This window comes from Streptomyces flavochromogenes (assembly GCF_000717595.1).
Taxonomy (GTDB): domain Bacteria; phylum Actinomycetota; class Actinomycetes; order Streptomycetales; family Streptomycetaceae; genus Streptomyces; species Streptomyces flavochromogenes.
This window is the reverse complement of the sequence record NZ_JNZO01000137.1, coordinates 1-250: the sequence shown is the minus strand read 5'-3', so window position 1 is coordinate 250 and position 250 is coordinate 1. Positions and strand designations below refer to the sequence as shown.

Below are 250 nucleotides of genomic sequence, written 5' to 3'. Positions count from 1 at the left end.
AGTCGACGCCGTCGAGGCCCACGGCACCGGCACCGTCCTCGGCGACCCCATCGAGGCACAGGCCCTCCTCGCCACCTACGGCAGCGAACGCGACGGTGGGCGACCCCTGATGCTGGGATCCCTGAAGTCCAACCTCGGCCACGCCCAGGCAGCCGCCGGCGTCGGCGGCGTCATCAAGATGGTCATGGCCCTCCGGCAGGAGGAGCTGCCCGCCTCCCTGAACGTGAGCAGGCCCAGCGAACTCGTCGAC

Annotated in this window: 1 protein-coding gene; it reads left to right on the top strand. The window is 71.2% G+C overall.

The genetic code is table 11. The features are described from left to right. A partial coding sequence (locus tag IF00_RS0140605; RefSeq protein ID WP_158710615.1) for a hypothetical protein occupies positions 1-250 on the top strand: 250 nt, incomplete at both ends.